This is a genomic window from Micromonospora sp. WMMD964, from assembly GCF_029581455.1.
GTDB lineage: Bacteria > Actinomycetota > Actinomycetes > Mycobacteriales > Micromonosporaceae > Micromonospora.
Genome location: NZ_CP120860.1, coordinates 3,466,619 through 3,486,575 on the forward strand (window position 1 = coordinate 3,466,619; position 19,957 = coordinate 3,486,575).

Consider the following 19,957-nt stretch of genomic DNA (forward strand, 5'->3'; position numbering starts at 1 on the left):
CGGGCCCACTAGTTGGCCGTCCAGCCCCCGTCGAGGGCGATCGACGTGCCGGTGATGAACGCCGCGGGCGGCGAGCAGAGGTACGCCAGCAGCTCGGCCACCTCCTCCGGCTCGATCAGTCGCTTGATCGCGGCCCGGGCCAGCATGATCTTCTCGATCACCTCGGTCTCGTCGATGCCGTGGCTGACCGCCTGGTCGGCGATCTGGCTCTCCACCAGGGCGGTGCGCACGTACGCCGGGTTGATGCAGTTGGCCGTCACCCCGTGTGCGGCGCCCTCCAACGCGACGACCTTCGACAGCCCCTCCAGGGCGTGCTTGGCCGAGACGTAGGCCGCCTTGTACGGCGAGGCCCGCAACCCGTGCACCGAGGAGATGTTGACGACGCGACCCCACCCCCGGGCGTACATGTGTGGCAGAGCCCGGCGGATCAGCAGGAACGGCGCCTCCACCATCACCCGCTGGATGTACTCGAAGCGTTCGACCGGGAAGTCCTGAAGCGGTGCGACGTGCTGAAGCCCGGCGTTGTTCACGACGATGTCCACGTCCACGTCGAGGCGATCCACCGCCGCCGCGTCGGACAGGTCCACACCCTCGGCCCGGCCGCCCGCCTCGGCTGCCACCGCCTTGGCCGCCTCCAGGTTGCGGTCCACCACGAGCACCTTCGCGCCGGCCGCACCCAACCGCAGCGCGCACGCCCGCCCGATGCCACTGCCACCCCCGGTGACCAGGGCGGTGCGACCAGCGAGGTCAACCTGCACGACGTGGGGGACCACCACGGGTTCTGCCGTCATGGCGCAAGAAGTTACGAGCTGTGTCCTCCCCGGCACATGGGCCGGAGACACATACTCCAGGCCGAAGCTGTGTGGCTCGCCCGCCCTCGCCGTCCACAGCCGGCCGTACTCCCGCTCGCCCCGCCCTCGTCACCCGCCCCGCGCGCTGCCTGTCTCGCGCGCTGCCTGTCTCGCGTGCTGCCCGTCTCGCGCGCTGTCCGTCTCGCGTGCTGCCCGTCTCGCGCGCTGTCCGTCTCGCGTGCTGCCCGTCTCGCGTGCTGCCCGTCTCGCGTGCTGCCCGTCTCGCGTGCTGCCCGTCTCGCGTGCTGCCCGTCTCGCGTGCTGCCCGTCTCGCGTGCTGCCCGTCGCGCCGCAAGATCGCGCAACATCCAGGATGTAGTGGTATCCCGGCGCTCCGTTGCCACTACATCCTGGTTCGAGCGTGACCTTGACCGCCGCCGGCGTTCCGACCCCGCTCCCGATCGGCCGCGGGTGGTCTTCGTCGTCAAGATCCGCGCAATAACGGGGATGTTGCTGCCTCTCGCGCGTCGGAGGCAGCAACATCCCCGATGTTGTGAGGATCTCGGCGTGGGGCGTGGGGCGTGGGGCGTGGGGCGTGGGGCGTGGGGCGTGGGGCGTGGGGCGTGGGGCGTGGGGCGTGGGGCGTGGGGCGTGGGGCGGCGTGCGGCGTGGAGGGCGTGGGGCGTGCGGCGTGCGGCGTGGGGCGTGCGGCGTGGGGCGTGCGGCGTGGAGGGCGTGGGGCGTGCGGCGTGGAGGGCGTGGGGCGTGCGGCGTGGGGCGTGCGGCGTGGGGCGTGGGGCGGCGTGCGGCGTGCGGCGCGCGGCATGCGGCGTGGAGGGCGGAGGGCGTGTCCCGTGGGGCTGGCGTGAACGACGACGGTTAGGGTGTCGAACACACGTACTGCTGACGGCTGGGGAGGGGGCGGCGTGCGCGTGCTCGGTGTCGACCCGGGATTGACCCGGTGCGGTGTGGGCGTGGTCGAGGGTGTGCCGGGGAGGCCGTGCACTCTGATCGCGTACTACGTGGTCTACACCGACCCGGCCGACGAGCTGCCGCTGCGCCTGCTGCACCTGGACCGGTCGTTGACCAAGCTGGTCGCCGAGCACCAGCCGGAGAGCGTCGCCGTCGAGCGGGTGTTCAGCCAGCACAACGTGCGTACGGTGATGGGCACCGCGCAGGCCAGCGGCATCGCCGTGTTGGCCGGGGCGCGCGCCGGGTTGCCCGTGCAGACGTACACGCCGAGTGAGGTTAAGGCGGCCGTGACCGGGTCCGGTCAGGCCGACAAGGCGCAGATGACCGCGATGGTGACCCGGTTGCTGCGGCTGGACGAGCCGCCGAAGCCGGCCGATGCGGCCGACGCGCTGGCCCTGGCGATCTGCCATATCTGGCGCGGTGGGACCCGCTCGAAGTTGGCGGCGGCGGCCGACCGGGCACGACGAGGAGGAGCACGATGATCGCCAGCGTGCGCGGCACGGTGACCGCGACGGGTCCGGACCAGGCCGTGATCGAGGTCGGCGGTGTCGGTCTGGCCGTGCACTGCGCCCCCGGGACGATCGCGGACCTGCGGGTCGGCCAGGTCGCCCGGCTCGCCACGAGCCTCGTCGTGCGGGAGGACTCGCTCACCCTCTACGGCTTCGCCGACGACGACGCCAAGTCGCTGTTCGAGCTGCTCCAGACCGCGAGCGGGGTAGGTCCGCGCCTGGCCCAGGCGGTGCTGGCGGTGCACACCCCGGACGCGGTACGCAAGGCGATCGCCAACGCCGACACGGCGGCGCTGACCCGGGTGCCCGGTATCGGTAAGAAGGGCGCCGAGCGTCTGGTGTTGGAGCTGCGCGACCGGATCGGGCCGGTGCCGATCGGTGTCGACGGTGCGGCCGGCGTGACCGGTGGGGCCTGGCCGGAGCAGGTCCGGCAGGCGCTCGTCGGGCTGGGCTGGACGGCCGGTCAGGCCGACCAGGCGGTGGCCGCCGTGGCGGAGACCGTCGACGGTCCGACGCCGCCGGTGCCGGTCCTGCTCAAGCAGGCCATCCGCCTGCTCGGTCGTACCCGATGATGGGCCGTCAGCGACGACGGAGGGCAGCAGCGGTGGGCGCGCGGAGTGAGTCGGGTTTTCGAGCCCCGCAGTCGCGATCGAAGGTGGCCCGGTGAGTGAGACCGACGGGCTCGTCTCGGCGTACGTCAGCGACGCCGACCGGGACGCGGAGGCCACGGTACGGCCGAGGCGGCTGGCCGAGTTCATCGCCCAGGACCGGGTACGCGACCAGCTCGACCTGTTGTTGCAGGGCGCGATGCGGCGTGGTTCACCGCCGGACCACATCTTGCTGTCCGGCCCTCCGGGGCTGGGCAAGACGAGTCTGGCCAACATCGTCGCCGCCGAGCTGGGTGCGGGCATCCGGGTGACCAGCGGCCCGGCGATCGAGCGGTCCGGTGATCTGGCGGCGATCCTGACCAGCCTCGCCGAGGGCGACGTGCTGTTCATCGACGAGATCCACCGCATCGCGCGGCCGGCCGAGGAGTTGCTGTACAGCGCGATGGAGGACTTCCGGGTCGACGTGGTGGTCGGCAAGGGTCCGGGGGCGACGGCGATCCCGTTGGACGTCGAGCCGTTCACCCTGGTCGGTGCGACGACCCGCTCGGGTCTGTTGACGGGGCCGATGCGGGACCGGTTCGGTTTCGTCGCCCACCTCGACTTCTACTCCGCGGTGGATCTGGAGACGTTGCTGCACCGTTCGGCGCGGATCCTCGGCGTGCCGATCACCGCCGAGGGCGCCGCGGAGGTGGCCGGGCGGTCCCGCGGCACGCCCCGGATCGCCAACCGGTTGCTACGCCGGGTCCGGGACTACGCGGAGGTACGGGCCGACGGGGTGGTCAATCTGGAGACCGCCCGTGCCGCGTTGACCGTGTACGACGTGGACGCGCTCGGTCTGGACCGGTTGGACCGGGCGGTGTTGACCGCGTTGGTCGACTCGTTCCGGGGAGGTCCGGTGGGTCTGTCCACCCTCGCGGTGGCGGTGGGGGAGCAGCCGGACACGGTCGAGGAGGTCTGCGAGCCGTTCCTGGTCCGGGCTGGTCTGTTGGCCCGTACGCCCCGGGGGCGGGTGGCCACCGAGGCGGCTTGGCGGCATCTGGGGCGAAATCCGCCGAATGGTACATTTGGCGCAGAGAGTCCGGCCGTGCCCGATCTGTTCTCCTTGGATACCGAACAGCCGTGATGTGAACGTGATCTGTGCCGCATTCGGTGTTCTCAGGTGCAGGGTTTAGACTTCGCCGCGGTCTGTACAGGACGTGAGAATCCGCCTCCGCTCCGGCACCCCCGGTGCCGGGAAGGCGGCCAATGGGAAGGTCAGTAACCGTGCATTACGCAGCATCGGGCGGCGGGGCCGGCGGTTTCACGCCGATCCTGATGATCGCCCTGCTCTTCGGCGTCATGTATTTCATGATGATCCGGCCCCAGCAGAAGCGCCGCCGTGAGGCGGAGGCGATGCAGTCCAACCTCGGCCCCGGCGACGAGGTCGTGACGATCGGCGGGCTCTACGGCACGGTCACCGGCATCGAGGACGACACCGTCCTGATCGAGGTCGCACCGGGCGTGCAGACCCGCTACGCCCGCCCGGCCATCGCCCGGGTGGTCACCCGCGCGGAGCTGCCGAGCGAGCCGGTGACCGAGGACGCGGACACCACCAAGGACTGACCGCCCCCTCCCGGGGTGGTGGTTCGGCGTACGGCCGGGTCGCCGCGCCCGACGGGGCAGCGGACGAGACGTGAAAACTGGATAGTTGGGTCGACGCCGGGCGTCGGCACGTTCCCGTGACAGTCGGCGAAGCACGCCGCCCGGTCCTCGTGTCGGCCTCACGTCGGCTCAAGGCAGACCCGTCGGGCGGGATCACCGGCCCGACACCGCCGTCGCTGCGCAGAGCGGCGCGACCGTACAGGGAGACAGGACAGCCGTGGCACCACCTCAGGGACAGATGCGCCCCGGGCGGCAGCTCGCCGTGCTCGGGTTCATCTTCGTGGTCCTCTATCTTTTGGTGTTCTTCGCCGGCGCCAACGGCAGCTTCAAGGACCGGCTTGAGCCAAAGCTCGGCCTGGACCTGATCGGCGGCACCCGGATGACGCTGGAGGCGACCAACTCCGTCGACGGCAGGCCGCCGACGGCGGAGAACCTCGAGGAGGCCCGGCAGATCATCGAGAGCCGGGTCAACGGGCTCGGCGTCGCCGAGGCCGAGGTGGTCACCGAGGGCAACCGGAACATCGTCATCTCCCTGCCCGGTGAGAACCGGAACCTCGACGAGGTGGGCAGCGCGGCCGAGCTGCGCTTCCGGAAGGTGCTGAAGGCGGCGGACGGCAGCGGGACGGTCGCCGCGCCGCCGGCCGCCACCCCGACCCCGTCGGGCAGCGCCGTCCCGACCCCGTCCGGCGGCGCGACCCCGACCCCGTCGGGCAGCGGCGCGCCGAAGGCGACCTCGTCGCCCAGCGGCGGTCAGGGCGGCATGGCCCCCGCGTCGCCCAGCGCCACGCCGACGCCTTCCGCGTCCGCCTCGCCGAGCGCCGCCACGCCGACGCCGAGTGCCAGCGCCGAGCCGGTGCCGGCCAGCATCGAGGAGCAGCGCAAGGCCGTCGAGCAGAAGGTCGGCGCCGCCGCCTGGCAGGCCGCCAACGGGCTGCAGGCCCCGGCCGACCTGACCGCCGACCCGTCGCTCGGCGACAAGCTCAAGCCGTTCGGCACGCTGTCGCCGCAGGAGGTGGCGGTGCTGCCGGCGCAGATGCAGTTCAACGTGCCGACGATCGGCTGTGCGCAGCTCGACAAGCGCCCGCCGGCGTCGATCTCCGAGCCGAAGCAGCAGGTCGTCGCCTGTGAGGGTGGCGCGTCGAAGTACCTGCTGGACCAGGCCAAGGTGCTCGGCACCGACGTGGACGACGCCGACGCGGTGCTCGACCAGACCAACTCCTGGGTCGTCAGCCTGGACTTCTCCGGCGAGGGCCAGAGCAAGTGGACCGCGCTGACCCGTGAGTCGTTCAACAACGAGGGTCAGGCCTGCGACGCGACCGCGCTGGGTCAGGACGGCAAGTGCCGGGTGGCCGTCGTGCTGGACAACGAGATCGTCTCCTCGCCGGAGATCCAGGGTGTGCTGACCGGCAACTCGCAGATCACCGGCAACTTCAACCAGAAGGACGCCAGCGCGCTCGCCGGCCAGCTCCGCTACGGCGCGCTGCCGGTGACCTTCGAGCAGCAGGAGGCGCAGAACGTCACCGCGACGCTCGGCGCGAGCCACCTGCGTGCCGGTCTGCTCGCCGCCGGCATCGGCATGCTGCTGGTCATCATCTACTCGTTCTTCTACTACCGGCTGCTCGGCTCGGTGATCTTCCTGAGCCTCATCCTCTCCGCGCTGCTGGTCTTCGGCGCGCTGGTGGTGCTCGGTCGGCAGATCGGCTTCACGCTCACCCTCGCCGGCATCGCCGGCATGATCGTGTCACTGGGTGTGGCGGCGGACTCGTTCGTCATCTACTTCGAACGATTGAAGGACGAGATCCGGGAGGGGCGCAGCCCGCGTAGCGCGGTGCCCCGGGCCTGGATCCGGGCCCGCCGGACGATCATCTCGGCCAACGCGATCACCCTGCTCTCCGCGGTGGTGCTCTACGTGGTCTCGGTCGGCACGGTCAAGGGCTTCGCCTTCGCGCTCGGTCTGGCCACGGTGCTGGACCTGGTCGTGGTCTTCCTCTTCCGTCACCCGATCATGACGATGTTCGCCCGGACCCGGGCGTTCCTGTCCCCGCGGGTCAGCGGTCTGGGCCGGGCGCTCCCGGCTCGCAACCAGCCGACTCAGCAGCCCCGCAACCCGCGCGCCAAGGAGGCCTGAGATGGCTCGAAACGGTCTGGCGAGCCGCCTCTACAACGGCGAGGCCGGTCTCAACATCGTCGGCCGACGCAAGCTCTGGTTCGGCGTCGCCGGAGTCCTGGTCCTGATCGCGATCCTCAGCTTCTCGATTCGCGGCTTCAGCCTGGGCATCGAGTTCGCCGGCGGTAACTCGTTCCAGGTACCGGCGAGCGTCGGCACCCTGGACGACGCCGAGCGCGAGGTCAACTCGGCGCTCGCCGCGGAGAACACCGGCATCGAGGTGGTCACCGCGCAGAAGGTCGGCGGCCCCGGTGGCGACTCCTACGAGCTGCGTACCGGGCAGCTCAGTGCCGAGCAGGCCACCGCGGTCAAGGCCCAGATCGCCGAGGACCTCGGCATCAACGCCGACCAGATCAGCAGTAACCAGGTCAGCGAGGCGTGGGGCAGCCAGGTCACCGAGCGCGCCGTGCTCGGTCTGGTCATCTTCATCGCGCTGGTGATGGTCTACCTGATCCTGCGCTTCGAGTGGCGGATGGCCGTCGCCGCGGTCTCCTCGCTGATCATGAACCTGATCCTGACCGCCGGTATCTACTCGCTGGTCGGCTTCGAGGTCACCCCGTCGACGATCATCGGGTTCCTCACCATCCTGGGCTTCGCGCTCTACGACGTGGTGGTGGTCTTCGACAAGGTCCAGGAGAACACCCGGGGCATCACCGCGAACAACAACCAGACGTACGGCGAGGCGGCCAACCTGGCCATCAACCAGAGCCTGATGCGGTCGTTGAACACCTCGGTGGTGGCACTGCTGCCGGTCGGTGGTCTGCTCTTCATCGGTGCCGGCCTGCTCGGTGCCGGCACGCTGAAGGACCTCGGTCTGGTGCTGTTCGTCGGTATGGCGGTGGCGTTCCTGACCTCCATCCTGGTGGCCACGCCGCTGCTGGCGCTGCTGAAGAACTACGACCCGCGGATCCAGGCGCACAACAAGCGCGTCCTGACCCGGCGGGGCGCGATCGCCCGGGGCGAGGCCGCCGGCAAGGGTCCGGCGAGCCCGGCCCAGGCCGACGCCACCGACGAGCCGCTCGACCCGGATGCCGCGGCGCTGGCCGGCGCCGCCCCCAAGGTGGGCGCACGGCCGGCGGGCAAGCGGCCGACCGGTGCCCGAGGCGGTCGCCCGGGTGGCGGCGGCAACCGGCCGGGTGGCGCCAAGCGGCGCTGACCCGAGGCTAAACACCCGAACGGGACCACCCGAACGGCGTCCGGCATGCTGTTGCCGGACGCCGTTCGTCGTCGAAGGGAAACGAGACAGCCGTGACGGAGACCCACAGCACCGAGGCGCGCGGGGACAGCGGCCCGGAGACCGCCCGACTGGTCGCCAGTCGGGTTTTGGACGTGCCCGACTTCCCGAAGCCCGGCGTCCTGTTCAAGGACCTGATGCCGCTGTTCGCCGACGGGAAGGTCTTCCGTGAGGTGGTCGACGGGATCGTCGCGTACCACGGGCGGGACGCCTTCGACGTGGTGGTCGGCATCGAGGCGCGCGGCTTCGTCGTCGCGGCGGCCGTCGCGTACGCCGCCGGGGTGGGCGTGGTGCCGGTGCGCAAGGCGGGCAAGCTGCCCCGCCCGGCGCACTCGGTCTCCTACGCCCTGGAGTACGGCGAGGCCACCCTGGAGGTGCACGAGGACGCCTTCACGGCCGGGCACCGGGTGCTGGTGGTGGACGACGTGCTGGCGACCGGGGGCACCGCCGAGGCGACGCTGGATCTGGTCGAGCGGGCCGGCGGGACCGTCACCGGCTTCACCGTGCTGCTGGAACTCGGCTTCCTGGGTGGGCGGGAGCGGCTGGCTCAGCGTCCCGTTCACGCCCTGTTGACCGTTTAGACCCCCTCGACGGGTCGGCGACCGTTTGGTGGCGGATCGGTCGAGGTGAAGCCGGTGCCGACCGTCCGGCGGAGCGGCAGGGGGCCGTCCGTGCGGGTAGCATTGCCCTTTGCCGAAGCCGGCGGCACACGTCGGGCGAGGCGAGACCAGGCCGACCGATGTTCGGTCGGTGTGTTTCCGGCGAGCGGTGAGGAGGCCGGTGTCCCACGATGTCGTCCCTCCGGCGGAGGGCACGGTGCACCCGACAGGCGACGCTGACGGCTCGGTGACCGACCGGACAGGCGACGTGCCGGCCCGGGTGACGGGCACCGGCAACGGCTCCGACAGGGCGGCGGGCGAGAGCACGGTCCGCCCGGTCAGCGGCCCGCCGAGTGCTGAGGCGTCGCCCGGCGCCGACGGGGTGGTGGTGCCGTTCCCGACGGACGCGGGCATCGACCCGTCGCCGAGCGGGGGCTTCGGGTTGTCCAACGCGCCCACCGGCAGGCGGGTCCGGGCCCGGTTGGCCCGGTTCAACGCGCCCTGGCAGACCTCCCAGGTCAGCGAGGTGCTGGAGCCGCTGATCGCGAGTCACCGGGACAACCACCCCAAGGCCGACGCCCGGCTGCTCCAGCGCGCCTTCGACACGGCCGCGCGGTGGCACTCCGGGCAGTACCGCAAGTCCGGCGACCCGTACATCACCCATCCTCTCGCCGTGGCGACGATCCTCGGCAACCTGGGGATGGACACCACCACGCTGGTCGCCGCGCTGCTGCACGACACCATCGAGGACACCGAATACACGCTCGACCAGATGCGCGCCGACTTCGGCGGCGAGGTCGCCCTGCTGGTCGACGGCGTCACGAAGCTCGACAAGGTCAAGCTGGGTGACGCGGCCAAGGCCGAGACGATCCGCAAGATGGTCGTGGCGATGGCCAAGGACCCGCGGGTGCTGGTGATCAAGCTGGCCGACCGGCTGCACAACATGCGCACCCTGACCTTCCTGCCCCGCCCCAAGCAGGAGCAGAAGGCCAAGGAGACGCTGGAGATCCTGGCGCCGTTGGCGCACCGGCTCGGTATGAACACGATCAAGTGGGAGCTGGAGGACCTCTCCTTCGGCACGTTGTTCCCGAAGCGCTACGAGGAGATCAACCGGCTGATCGGGGAGCACCAGCCGCAGCGCGAGGCGCTGCTGCGGCAGGTGACGCAGAAGGTCCAGACCGACCTGAAGGCCGCCAAGATCAAGGCGGAGACCACCGGGCGGCCGAAGCACCTCTACTCGATCTACCAGAAGATGATCGTGCGGGGTCGGGACTTCAACGACATCTACGACCTGGTGGGTGTGCGGATCCTGGTCGACACGGTTCGGGACTGCTACGCGGCGCTGGGGGTCATCCACGCCAACTGGCAGCCGGTGCCGGGCCGGTTCAAGGACTACATCGCCATGCCCAAGTTCAACATGTACCAGTCGTTGCACACGACTGTCATCGGGCCCACCGGCAAGCCGGTGGAGATGCAGATCCGCACGTACGCGATGCACCGCACCGCGGAGTTCGGCATCGCCGCGCACTGGAAGTACAAGGAGCACAAGGGCACCCAGATCGTCGGCCCGCCGGCGCACATCGACGAGATGACCTGGCTGCGGCAGTTGCTCGACTGGCAGCGGGAGGCGGCCGACCCCAGCGAGTTCCTGGACGCGCTGCGCTTCGACCTGTCCAGCCAGGAGGTGTACGTCTTCACCCCGAAGGGTGACGTCATCCCGCTGCCGACCGGGTCGACGCCGGTCGACTTCGCGTACGCGGTGCACACCGAGGTCGGGCACAAGTGCATCGGCGCGCGGGTCAACGGCAAGCTGGTGCCCCTGGAGTCGACGCTCTCCAACGGCGACGTGATCGAGATCTTCACGTCGAAGTCCGAGACCGCCGGCCCGACGCAGGACTGGCTCGGCTTCGTCAAGAGCCCGCGCGCCCGCACCAAGATCCGCCAGTACTTCAACAAGGAGCGGCGCGAGGAGGCGATCGAGGCCGGCAAGGACGCGATCGTCAAGGCGATGCGCAAGCAGGGCATGCCCCTGCAGCGGATGCTCACCTCCGACGCGCTCATGTCGATCGCACGGGACCTGCACCTGGCCGACGTGGCGTCGCTCTACGCGGCGGTCGGCGACAGTCAGGTGTCCGCGCAGTCGGTGGTGCAGAAGCTGATGGCCGCGTACGGCGGCGAGGAGGGCGCGGCGGAGGACATCGCCGAGACCGCCGTCGCCACCCGGCCACCGCGCAGCCGGCAGAGCAGCAGCGACCCCGGTGTCGTGGTCCGGGGCGTCAGCGACGTCTGGATCAAGCTGGCCCGCTGCTGCACCCCGGTCCCACCGGACTCGGTGTTCGGCTTCGTCACCCGCTCCGGCGGGGTGAGCGTGCACCGCGACGACTGCGCCAACGCCGAGGACCTACGGGCGCAGGCCGAGCGGGTGGTCGAGGTGAGTTGGAAGCTCACCTCCGCCTCGACGTTCCTGGTCGCCATCCAGGTCGAGGCACTGGACCGGCACAAGCTGCTGGCCGACGTCACCCGGGTGCTCTCCGACGAGCGGGTCAACATCCTCTCCGCGACCGTCACCACCACCCGTGACCGGGTGGCGGTGAGCCGGTTCAGCTTCGAGATGGCCGACCCGAAGCACCTGGGCCACCTGCTGGCCACGGTCCGCAAGGTCGACGGCGTCTTCGACGCCTACCGGGTCACCTCCGGCGCCTGACCCGCACACGGAAGCGCCCGCCGGCTCAGCCGGCGGGCGCTTCCGTGTGCGCGGGTGTCAGCCCTGCGGGTTGCTCATGGTGAGGTCCTTGATGACGACCTCCTTCTTCGGGTGGCCACCACCGGCCTGCTGGGCGAACGCCCCGTCGTCACCGGCCTTGGCCACGTCCTTGACGATGTCCAGACCGCCGGTGATGGTGCCGAGCACCGTGTACGCCGGGTCCAGCGGAGAGTCGCCGTACACGATGAAGAACTGGCTGCCGGTGCTGCCCGGCTGGCCGGAGTTGGCCATCGCGATGACACCCTCCGGGTACGGCGGGCGCTTGTCGGTGGGCAGGTTCTCCTCGGCCATGCGGTAGCTCGGGCCGCCCTGGCCGTCGGTGTCCCGCCAGCCGTTGCCGGTGGCGCTCGGGTCACCGCACTGCAGCACCTTGATGCCCTCGGTCACCAGACGGTGGCACTTGGTGTTGTCGAAGAAGTTCTTCTCCGCGAGGTAGGTGAAGCTGCCGGCGGTGCACGGCACCAGCGAACGGTCGACCTTGGCGGTGATCGGGCCGAGGTTGGTGTCGATCGTCATGGTCTGCACGCCGGTGCCGGACTGCTCGTTGCTCGGCAGCCCGACGTCCTTGATCTGCGGGGGCCGCTGATCGGTGGGCAGCGCGTTGAACGCGCACTCGGACGCCCCCGGCGCTGCGGTGGTGGTGTCGGGCTTGTCGTCGTCGCCGCCCAGGCTCACCGCCAGCCAGACGGTGCCGGCGACCACGAGCACCAGCGCGACACCCGCGCTGACGATCGCCTGCGTCTGCCGGCGCTTGCGGGCCTTGGCCGAGCGCTCGGCCATCTCCTTCTCGAGCCGGGCGCGTGCCGCCGCGCGCTGCCGCTCTCTGGTGGACGTCACGCCTGGATCCTCCTGGCTGTCTGCTGCTGAGTGCCGACTGGGTGGGTGGTGGCGACCGGTCAGCCGGCGCTCGGGCTGCTGACCGGAGCGCCGGTGGCCGACGGCGCCGCACCGGTGACCGGCTCACCGACGGTGAGGCTCTGGATCGTCACGTCGGTGCTGGGCTTGACCTTGGCTCCGGTCCCATTGTCCACGGTCGGGAGGGCGCCGATCTTCTCCACCACGTCCAGCCCGCCGGTCACCCGGCCGATCACCGGGAACTTCGGGTCGGTGGTGGTGAAGTCCTTGAAGAAGAACAGGAACTGGCTGCCGTTGCTGCCCGGCGGGTTGGAGATCATCGCCACGGTGCCCTTCGGGTACGTCGGCGGCTGGCCGGGGGCCGGGCTGGCCGACGGGGACGCCGACGGCACGGTCGGCAGCTCCTCGTCGTAGAACGAGTAGGTCGGCCCGCCGAGGCCGGTGCCGCTGGGGTCGCCGCAGCGCAGCGCGCCGTCCGCGGTGATCTCGTGGCACTTCGTGTTGTCGTAGAACGACCGGCTCGCCAGGTGGGCGATGCTCGCCGCCGCGCACGGGGAGTTGGTCAGGTTCAGCTCGGCGGTGATCGGCGCGCCCTGGTTGGTCGTCACCGTCATCGTCCGGGTGCCGTCGGTGGGCAGGTCCTTGGTCGCCGGCGTGCCGACGTCCTTGAGGTTGGTGTTGGCGGTCGCGTCCTGCGGCGTCCAGATGCAGGTCTCCGCCGCGGCCGTGTTCTGCTTCGGGTCGGAGTCGAACGCCCCGAGCGCCCAGGCCGAGCCGGCCACGACCAACACGAGGATCAGAGCGGCCCCGACCCCGGCCTGGATCTGCCGGCGGCGCCGCGTGGCGGCGGCCCGGCGAGCCATCTGCCGGTCGAGCTTGGCCCGCGCCAGTTTGCGCTGCCGGTCCCTGCTGGAAGCCACCCGTGCTCCCCTTTCCTTCACCTGGTCGTCGCCGGCGGCCGGGCGTCCCGGCCCGTCCGGGCGTCACGTGTGTCGCGCCACACGCCCGCCAGAGTGTACGGCTAGCGACTGGGAATGTGGTGTACGAGGTTCCACCCCATCGCGAGCAGCGCTTATCGGGAGTTGTCACTGTGCCGTACGGGGTGCCTGAGACGGACGCGGCAAAGTCGCTCGGCGTGCCCGTTAGGCTGCTGGCAGGACGACTACTGCTCGACGGAGAGGACAGCGCCCGTGCTCGTGGCCGGCTTTCCCGCGGACGCCTTCGGCACCAACTGCTACGTGGTCGCCACCGCGCCGGGGGAGCAGTGCGTGGTGGTCGACCCCGGCATCGGGGTGCTCGACCAGCTCGACGGGCTGCTCGCCGAGCACCGCCTGCATCCGGCCGCCGTGCTGCTCACCCACGGCCACCTCGACCACACCTTCTCGGTCGCGCCGGTCTGTGGCGCGCGGGGCATCACCGCCTACGTGCATCCCGGTGACCGGGAGATGCTGGCCGACCCGTCCAAGGGGCTCTCCACCGACCTGACGTCGCTGTTCGGGGGCCGGCTGAGCTACACCGAGCCGGAGGACGTGGCGGAGCTGACCGACGGCGCCACCCTCACCCTCGCCGGTCTGGAGATCGCCGTCGATCATGCCCCGGGCCATACCGGCGGGTCGGTGCTGTTCCGGCTCCCGGGTGCCGGGTCGAGCTGGGAGGCCGACGAGCTGTGCCTCTCCGGCGACGTCCTCTTCGCCGGGTCGATCGGCCGCACCGACCTGCCGGGCGGGAGCATGCCGGCCATGCTCAGCAGCCTGCGCGACAAGATCCTTCCGCTGGCCGACGACACGGTCGTGCTGCCCGGCCACGGGCCCGCCACCACCATCGGCCGCGAGCGGGTCAGCAACCCGTACCTCGTCGAGGTGGCCCAGGTCGGCGGCGGCCGACCGGCGGCCCCCACCCGGGGCCTCTAGACCTCCTCCGCGCCGCGCGCGGACCCACGACATCACCGCGCCACCGGCGCGGAAGCGCAAGGAGTACGCCGATGAGCAAGCCCACGCCCATCTCCGGCTTCCCGGAGTGGACCCCCGGTCAGCGGATGATCGAGCAGTTCGTGCTCGACCGGATCCGGGCGACCTTCGAGCTGTACGGTTTCGCGCCGCTGGAGACCCGTGCGGTGGAGCCGCTGGACCAGCTGCTGCGCAAGGGTGAGACCTCCAAGGAGGTCTACGTGATCCGGCGGCTGCACGCCGACGCGGAGAGCGCGGGCGGCGACGACCAGCTCGGCCTGCACTTCGACCTGACCGTGCCGTTCGCCCGCTACGTGCTGGAGAACGCCGGCAAGCTGGCCTTCCCGTTCCGCCGTTACCAGATCCAGAAGGTGTGGCGGGGTGAGCGACCGCAGGAGGGCCGCTACCGGGAGTTCGTCCAGGCCGACATCGACATCGTCGACCGGGACACCCTGGCCCCGCACCACGAGGCGGAGATGCCCCTGGTCATCGGGGACGCGCTGCGGTCCCTGCCGATCCCACCGGTGACCATCCAGGTCAACAACCGCAAGATCTGCGAGGGCTTCTACCGGGGCATCGGGCTGACCGACCCGGAGGCGGCCTTGCGCGCTGTCGACAAGCTCGACAAGATCGGCCCGGCGAAGGTGGCCGACCTGCTCGCCCAGACCGCCGGGGCGAGCGAGGCGCAGGCCAAGGCGTGCCTGGCGCTGGCCGAGATCTCCGCGCCGGACGCCTCGTTCGCGGACGCCGTACGCGCGCTCGGAGTGAGCGACCCGCTGCTCGACGAGGGCATCGACGAGCTGGTCCGGGTGGTGGAGACCGCCGCCGAGCACTCGCCCGGCCTCTGCGTGGCGGACCTGCGCATCGCCCGTGGCCTGGATTACTACACGGGCACCGTCTACGAGACCCAGCTGCGCGGCTACGAGCGGTTCGGCTCGATCTGCTCCGGCGGCCGGTACGACAACCTGGCCAGCGCGGGCGCGGTCTCGTACCCCGGGGTGGGCATCTCGATCGGGGTGACCCGGCTGCTCGGGCTGCTCTTCGGCGCGGGGGCCCTGTCGGTCTCCCGGGAGGTGCCGACCGCCGTCCTCGTGGCGGTGACCAGCGAGGAGCGGCGGACGGCCAGCAACCGGGTGGCGGAGGCGCTGCGCCGCAGCGGCGTGCCGACCGAGGTGTCGCCGAGCGCGGCGAAGTTCGGCAAGCAGATCCGCTACGCCGAGCGGCGGGGGATTCCGTATGTCTGGTTCCCGGGCGTCGACGGGGCGCCGGACGAGGTGAAGGACATCCGCTCCGGTGAGCAGGTCACCGCCGTCGCCCAGGAGTGGATGCCACCGGCGGAGGACCTGAAGCCGGCGGTCGGTTGAGGGCTCCCACTGGCGCTAACGGCCGCGGGGACCTACGGTAGCGTAAGTTACGCCACCGTAGGGAGCTTCTCGTGACCGTCAGCACCACACTGAGTCAGACCGCACTGCTCGTCGAGTTGGAGCCGGTGGTTGCCCGCAACCTGGACCGGCACCTCAAGCTGGCCAAGGAGTGGTTCCCGCACGAGTACGTGCCGTGGAGCGAGGGGCGCACCTTCGACGGTCCGCTCGGCGGTGAGGCGTGGTCGCCGACCGACTCCACGATCCCGGACGTGGCTCGTACCGCGCTGATCGTGAACCTGCTGACCGAGGACAACCTGCCCTCGTACCATCACGAGATCGCCACCCTGTTCGGCCGCGACGGCGCGTGGGGCACCTGGGTGCACCGGTGGACCGCCGAGGAGGGCCGGCACGGGGTCGCGATCCGCGACTACCTGACCGTCACCCGTGCCGTCGACCCGGTGGCGTTGGAGCGGGCCCGGATGACGCACATGTCGGAGGGCTACACCAACGCCCACGGCGACGAGGTGCTGCACTCGCTGGCGTACGTCTCGTTCCAGGAGTTGGCCACCCGGATCTCGCACCGCAACACCGGAAAGGCCACCGGCGACCCGGCCTGCGAGGCGTTGTTGGCCCGGGTGGCCGCCGACGAGAACCTGCACATGGTCTTCTACCGCAACCTGCTGGCCGCCGCGTTCGAGCTGGCCCCGAGCCAGGCCATGCGGGCCGTCGCCGACGTGGTGGCCGACTTCCAGATGCCGGGCAACGGCATCGAGGGCTTCGCCCGCAAGTCCGTGGCGATCGCCCTGGCCGGCATCTACGACCTGCGCCAGCACCGCGACGAGGTGTTGCAGCCGGTGCTGCGTCAGTGGGACGTCTTCAACGTGACCGGCCTCGACGCCGACGGCGCAGCCGCCCAGGAGCAACTGGCCACCCACCTGCAGGACCTCGACCGCGCCGCGAGCCGCTTCGAGGAGAAGCGCGACGCGAGAGCCGCCCGCCTGGCCCTCCGCTAACCCCCCACCCCCCCCACCCCCCACCCCCCCACCCCCCACCCGCCTAGCTCGTGTTGATCAAGAGGTTTCGGTCACCGGAAGCCGGTTTTCTGACGCAAACCTCTTGATCAACGCGCGGTGGGGCGGGGCAGGGAGGGTCAGGGGGTCAGGGCTGGGGGAGGAGGAGGCAGGTGCTGGTGGCGTGGGCGATCAGGCGGGCGTTCGCGTCGGTGATGCGGGCCTCGGCCAGGGCGGTGCGGCGGCCACGTTGCAGCACCGTGCCCTCGCACCGCAGGGTGCCACTGTCGACGGTGACCGGGCGGAGGAACTTCACGTTGAGGTCCAGCGAGGTGTAGCCGACGCCGGCCGGCAGTGTGGTGTGCACGGCGCATCCGGCGGCGGTGTCCAGCAGGGTGGAGAGCACGCCACCGTGGACGGTGCCGAGCGGGTTGTAGTGGAACTCCTGCGGGGTCAGCTCGACGCTGACCCGCCCCTCGTCGGCCTGCATGCGGGTCATGTCGAGGAGGTGCATCACCGGTGGCGCGGCCAGTTCGCCGGCGATCATCGCCCGCAGCATGTCGATGCCGCTGCGTCGACCGACCTGGGCGGCGTTGGCTGCCGGGTCGGCCCAGCTGAAGGTACGACTGCGCCCCGGTTCCTGCGTCTGCGTCATGGACGCAGCCTGACACCCGCTTGCTGAGTCTGTCAACGAGACCTAGCCTGGTCGGATGCGACCCGCGGCACTGGACTGGTCGGTGGAGAACTGCACCATCGCCCGCTCGATGGAGATCCTCGGTGAGCGGTGGACCCTGGTGGTGCTCCGCGAGGTGTTCACCGGCGTACGCCGTTTCGACGACATGCGGGTGCGCACCGGCATTCCGCGTCAGGTGCTGACCAACCGGCTGGCCACGCTGGTGGAGCAGGGCGTGCTCAGTCGTGAGCCGTACCGGGAGCCCGGCAGTCGGCTGCGCCACGAGTACCGGCTGACGGAGAAGGGCCTGGACCTCTGGCCGGTGCTGGTCGCCGTGCTCGGATGGGGTGACCGGTACCTCGCCGACCCGGAGGGACCGCCGCTCACCGTCGCGCACCGTGACTGCGACGCACCGGTACGCGTCGAGTTGCGGTGCGCCGACGGGCACGTCGTGGAGCGGGCGCGCGACGTCGTGCCCCGCCCCGGCCCCGGGGCCCGTCGCCGTACGTCCTGAGGTGATCCGCCGGCGCTGTCCGCGCATCCGGAAGGCATCGATGACCGTGCTCGCGAAATTCGACATCGGTGTGACGGTGGTTGTTCACCAGCGTGTCAGTGGTGTTGCGCCGAGGTGGGCGATCAAGATCGGCAGATTCGGGCGAATCCAAGCCTTGTCAATGATCTTAAGTATGTGAATACTTCTGTTCATCTGGCCGGTTTTCGCAGATCGGCCGGGTTGTCCTCGGGTCAGCCGTCCCCCACGGCGAGACCCGCTCCCCCGCCCAGGAGGTTTGTTACATGCGACCCACGAGGTCCTCGTTCCGCGTCGCGGCCACAGTCGCCGTGTCCGGATCCCTGGTCGTCGGCGCGCTCATCGGCGCGCCCGCCCAGGCCGCTCCGGCAGCCTCGCCGGATGCCGCCGCCGCGCTCTCCGCGGAACTCGGCGACCGCTCGGCCGGCTCGTACATCGACGCCAGCGGCAAGTCCGTCGTCACGGTGACCGACGCCGCCGCCGCCAGCAAGGCGAGCAAGGCCGGCGCCGTCGTCCGCTACGTCACCCGCGGCGCCGCCGAGCTCAACCGGGCCACCGCCGAGCTGGAGCGCTCGGCCAAGATCCCGGGCACCGCCTGGTGGAGCGACCCGGTCACCAACCAGGTCGTCGTCTCGGTGGACAGCACCGTCACCGGGGCGAAGCTGGAGCGGGTCAAGGCCGCCGCGGCGCGGGCCAACGGCGCGGTCCGGATCGAGGCCGAGGCCGGTGTGCTGAGCACCCGGATCTCCGGTGGCCAGGCCATCTACGCCGGTGGCGGCGGGCGCTGCTCGCTCGGCTTCAACGTGCGCAGCGGCAGCACCTACTACTTCCTCACCGCCGGGCACTGCACGAACATCTCGGCCAGCTGGTACTCGAACTCCGCCCAGACCGCGCTGCTCGGCTCCCGCGCCGGCACCAGCTTCCCGGGCAACGACTACGGCATCGTGCGGCACAACAACTCGGCCAACGCCGCCGGCAACGTCTACCTCTACAACGGCAGCTACCGGGACATCACCGGTGCCGGCAACGCGTCGGTCGGTCTGTCGGTGCAGCGCTCCGGCAGCACCACCGGCCTGCGCAGCGGCTCGGTGACCGCGACCAACGCCACGGTGAACTACGCCGAGGGCTCGGTCTCCGGCCTGATCCGCACCAACGTCTGCGCCGAGCCGGGCGACAGTGGCGGCTCGCTGTTCAGCGGCAGCACCGCCCTGGGTCTGACCTCCGGTGGCAGTGGCAACTGCCGCACCGGCGGCACGACCTTCTTCCAGCCGGTCACCGAGGCGCTCAGCCGCTACGGCGTCAGCGTCTTCTGATCGATTCACCGACCGCGGGCCGCCGGAGGATTCCGGCGGCCCGCGCCGCGTGTGTGGCCGGGTCGGGCACGGCGGCCGCGCCGTCCGTGCGGCCCGGCTGGGGCGAGCCGTTCGGGGAGGGCGGACGCGCCACGTGGTGGCCCGGCTCAGGCGAGCCGGTCCGGACCGTCCGCCGGTCGCAGGGGATCCGGGGGTACGACTCCGGCGACCGGTGGAACCGTGCCGACAGGTGTCGCGCCACCGGCGGCCCAGGCGAGGTGCGCCCGCCGGGCGGAGAGGACCGCCAAGAGCGGCCACAGGGAGACCGCCACCGCCGTCACCCGTTCCGCCAGTCCGGTACGGGATCCACTGGTCACCTCGAACGCGAACCAACCGAAGAGCGCGAGCAGCACCACCGTCGCGCTCAGCCCGACGGCCCGGCGAAACGCCCACGGCGGTTCGGGTCGGCTCGGGTGCGCGGTGTCGTGCCCGCGCGGCAGCCACAGTGCCGACCCGGCCGGCCAGAGCGCCAGCGCCAGGACCGCCACCGTCGCGACGATGCCGTGGCTCAGCGAACCGCCCACCGTGGGCCGGGGGAACGCGACGAGCGCGATGGTCGCCACCCCACCGACGGCGAGCAGGAAACGACTGGGTAACCCGGCCGCGTGCAGCACGGCGGCGACGGCCAGATAACAGCAGCCGAGCAGCACCAGGCAGGTGATCATGATCCAGGCGTCGGCGGCGTCGTGCCCGGCCAACTCGCTGATGGTGTCCCGCACCGGGTCGTAACCGGCGGGTTGCCGCGCCTGGGCGATCGTCCATCCGGACACCAGCAACAGGGGTGCGGCGGCCGCCGTGGCGACGGCCCAGTTCGGTACGGCGCGCATTTCGCCACGTTAACCGGCGGGGCTGTCGGTCGGGCCGGGTTCGCCGGTCCGCCCACCTGCGAATCGCGCCGGCCTGCCGGGTGCCCCGGAGGTGGGGCGGCCACCCCTGACAGAAT

The 19,957-nt window shown here is 71.1% G+C and carries 18 protein-coding genes; 13 read left to right on the forward strand and 5 right to left on the reverse strand.

Translation table 11 applies throughout. The annotated features are described in order from the left end of the window. Positions 1-8 precede the first annotated feature (8 nt). Positions 9-791 (reverse strand): 3-hydroxybutyrate dehydrogenase, encoded by a 783-nt coding sequence (locus O7616_RS16095; RefSeq protein ID WP_282302738.1) that lies wholly within the window; start codon positions 789-791, stop codon positions 9-11. A gap of 926 nt (positions 792-1,717) precedes the next feature. Between O7616_RS16095 and ruvC the strand changes: the two genes are divergently transcribed. The 8 genes from ruvC to O7616_RS16135 all read left to right on the forward strand — a co-directional run bounded on the left by ruvC (position 1,718) and on the right by O7616_RS16135 (position 11,225). Continuing rightward, a complete protein-coding gene (gene ruvC, locus O7616_RS16100) occupies positions 1,718-2,245 on the forward strand; it encodes a crossover junction endodeoxyribonuclease RuvC (RefSeq protein WP_282302739.1) in 528 nt (175 codons plus the stop codon). Beyond that, positions 2,242-2,844, forward strand: coding sequence for a Holliday junction branch migration protein RuvA (ruvA, locus tag O7616_RS16105; RefSeq protein WP_282302740.1), 603 nt, complete (start codon positions 2,242-2,244; stop codon positions 2,842-2,844). Before ruvC ends, ruvA begins: the two co-directional genes overlap by 4 nt. A 91-nt stretch (positions 2,845-2,935) precedes the next feature. Then, the gene (ruvB, locus tag O7616_RS16110) at positions 2,936-4,003 is read left to right on the forward strand and encodes a Holliday junction branch migration DNA helicase RuvB (protein ID WP_282302741.1); all 1,068 of its coding nucleotides are present in this window, start codon (positions 2,936-2,938) and stop codon (positions 4,001-4,003) included. Between the two features lie 122 nt (positions 4,004-4,125). Further along, positions 4,126-4,482, forward strand: a complete 357-nt coding sequence (gene yajC, locus O7616_RS16115; RefSeq protein ID WP_282302742.1) for a preprotein translocase subunit YajC — start codon at positions 4,126-4,128, stop codon at positions 4,480-4,482. Positions 4,483-4,738: 256 nt separating this feature from the next. After that, positions 4,739-6,649, forward strand: coding sequence for a protein translocase subunit SecD (secD, locus tag O7616_RS16120; RefSeq protein ID WP_282302743.1), 1,911 nt, complete (start codon positions 4,739-4,741; stop codon positions 6,647-6,649). A 1-nt stretch (position 6,650) separates the two neighbouring features. Further along, on the forward strand, positions 6,651-7,844 hold the full coding sequence (secF, locus tag O7616_RS16125) for a protein translocase subunit SecF (protein WP_282302744.1): 1,194 nt from the start codon (positions 6,651-6,653) through the stop codon (positions 7,842-7,844). A 92-nt stretch (positions 7,845-7,936) separates the two neighbouring features. Then, entirely contained in the window at positions 7,937-8,503 is a 567-nt protein-coding gene (locus O7616_RS16130; protein WP_278145000.1) for an adenine phosphoribosyltransferase, read from the forward strand. Between the two features lie 199 nt (positions 8,504-8,702). Then, positions 8,703-11,225: a bifunctional (p)ppGpp synthetase/guanosine-3',5'-bis(diphosphate) 3'-pyrophosphohydrolase gene (locus O7616_RS16135; protein ID WP_282302745.1), complete on the forward strand. Its 2,523-nt coding sequence runs from the start codon at positions 8,703-8,705 to the stop codon at positions 11,223-11,225. A 57-nt stretch (positions 11,226-11,282) separates the two neighbouring features. On the opposite strand, the gene O7616_RS16140 is transcribed toward O7616_RS16135, so the two are convergent. Together O7616_RS16140 and O7616_RS16145 are read right to left on the reverse strand one after the other, a co-directional pair. After that, the gene (locus O7616_RS16140; RefSeq protein WP_282260911.1) at positions 11,283-12,122 is read right to left on the reverse strand and encodes a peptidylprolyl isomerase; all 840 of its coding nucleotides are present in this window, start codon (positions 12,120-12,122) and stop codon (positions 11,283-11,285) included. Between the two features lie 59 nt (positions 12,123-12,181). Continuing rightward, the gene (locus tag O7616_RS16145; protein ID WP_282302746.1) at positions 12,182-13,060 is read right to left on the reverse strand and encodes a peptidylprolyl isomerase; all 879 of its coding nucleotides are present in this window, start codon (positions 13,058-13,060) and stop codon (positions 12,182-12,184) included. A 270-nt stretch (positions 13,061-13,330) separates the two neighbouring features. On the opposite strand from O7616_RS16145, the gene O7616_RS16150 reads away from it, so the two are divergent. The 3 genes from O7616_RS16150 (at position 13,331) to O7616_RS16160 (ending at position 16,463) form a co-directional block, all read left to right on the forward strand. Next, positions 13,331-14,050: an MBL fold metallo-hydrolase gene (locus O7616_RS16150; RefSeq protein ID WP_282302747.1), complete on the forward strand. Its 720-nt coding sequence runs from the start codon at positions 13,331-13,333 to the stop codon at positions 14,048-14,050. Positions 14,051-14,121: 71 nt separating this feature from the next. Next, complete coding sequence (gene hisS / locus O7616_RS16155; RefSeq protein ID WP_282302748.1) at positions 14,122-15,450, forward strand: histidine--tRNA ligase; 1,329 nt, start codon at positions 14,122-14,124, stop codon at positions 15,448-15,450. Positions 15,451-15,521: 71 nt separating this feature from the next. Further along, positions 15,522-16,463, forward strand: a complete 942-nt coding sequence (locus tag O7616_RS16160; protein ID WP_282260906.1) for an acyl-ACP desaturase — start codon at positions 15,522-15,524, stop codon at positions 16,461-16,463. A gap of 145 nt (positions 16,464-16,608) precedes the next feature. Here the strand turns inward: O7616_RS16160 and O7616_RS16165 are convergent, their stop codons facing one another. Next, entirely contained in the window at positions 16,609-17,115 is a 507-nt protein-coding gene (locus tag O7616_RS16165) for a PaaI family thioesterase (RefSeq protein WP_282260905.1), read from the reverse strand. A gap of 55 nt (positions 17,116-17,170) precedes the next feature. Here O7616_RS16165 and O7616_RS16170 point away from each other — a divergent pair, with 55 nt between their 5' ends. After that, positions 17,171-17,647 carry a helix-turn-helix domain-containing protein gene (locus tag O7616_RS16170; protein WP_282302749.1) on the forward strand — a complete coding sequence of 159 codons (477 nt, stop codon included), beginning with the start codon at positions 17,171-17,173 and terminating at the stop codon, positions 17,645-17,647. A gap of 281 nt (positions 17,648-17,928) precedes the next feature. Continuing rightward, the gene (locus tag O7616_RS16175; RefSeq protein WP_282260902.1) at positions 17,929-18,975 is read left to right on the forward strand and encodes a S1 family peptidase; all 1,047 of its coding nucleotides are present in this window, start codon (positions 17,929-17,931) and stop codon (positions 18,973-18,975) included. A gap of 146 nt (positions 18,976-19,121) precedes the next feature. Here O7616_RS16175 and O7616_RS16180 read toward each other — a convergent pair whose 3' ends face one another. Then, entirely contained in the window at positions 19,122-19,841 is a 720-nt protein-coding gene (locus O7616_RS16180) for a DUF998 domain-containing protein (protein ID WP_282260901.1), read from the reverse strand. Positions 19,842-19,957: the final 116 nt, after the last annotated feature.

What these genes read in the sequence shown, in the direction of transcription:
- O7616_RS16095 (WP_282302738.1), bottom strand. Translation starts at nt 791, where the DNA reads ATGACGGCAGAACCCGTGGTGGTCCCCCACGTCGTGCAGGTTGACCTC.
- ruvA (WP_282302740.1), top strand. Translation starts at nt 2,242, where the DNA reads ATGATCGCCAGCGTGCGCGGCACGGTGACCGCGACGGGTCCGGACCAG.
- yajC (WP_282302742.1), top strand. Translation starts at nt 4,126, where the DNA reads ATGGGAAGGTCAGTAACCGTGCATTACGCAGCATCGGGCGGCGGGGCC.
- secF (WP_282302744.1), top strand. Translation starts at nt 6,651, where the DNA reads ATGGCTCGAAACGGTCTGGCGAGCCGCCTCTACAACGGCGAGGCCGGT.
- hisS (WP_282302748.1), top strand. Translation starts at nt 14,122, where the DNA reads ATGAGCAAGCCCACGCCCATCTCCGGCTTCCCGGAGTGGACCCCCGGT.
- O7616_RS16165 (WP_282260905.1), bottom strand. Translation starts at nt 17,115, where the DNA reads ATGACGCAGACGCAGGAACCGGGGCGCAGTCGTACCTTCAGCTGGGCC.
- O7616_RS16170 (WP_282302749.1), top strand. Translation starts at nt 17,171, where the DNA reads ATGCGACCCGCGGCACTGGACTGGTCGGTGGAGAACTGCACCATCGCC.
- O7616_RS16175 (WP_282260902.1), top strand. Translation starts at nt 17,929, where the DNA reads ATGCGACCCACGAGGTCCTCGTTCCGCGTCGCGGCCACAGTCGCCGTG.
- O7616_RS16180 (WP_282260901.1), bottom strand. Translation starts at nt 19,841, where the DNA reads ATGCGCGCCGTACCGAACTGGGCCGTCGCCACGGCGGCCGCCGCACCC.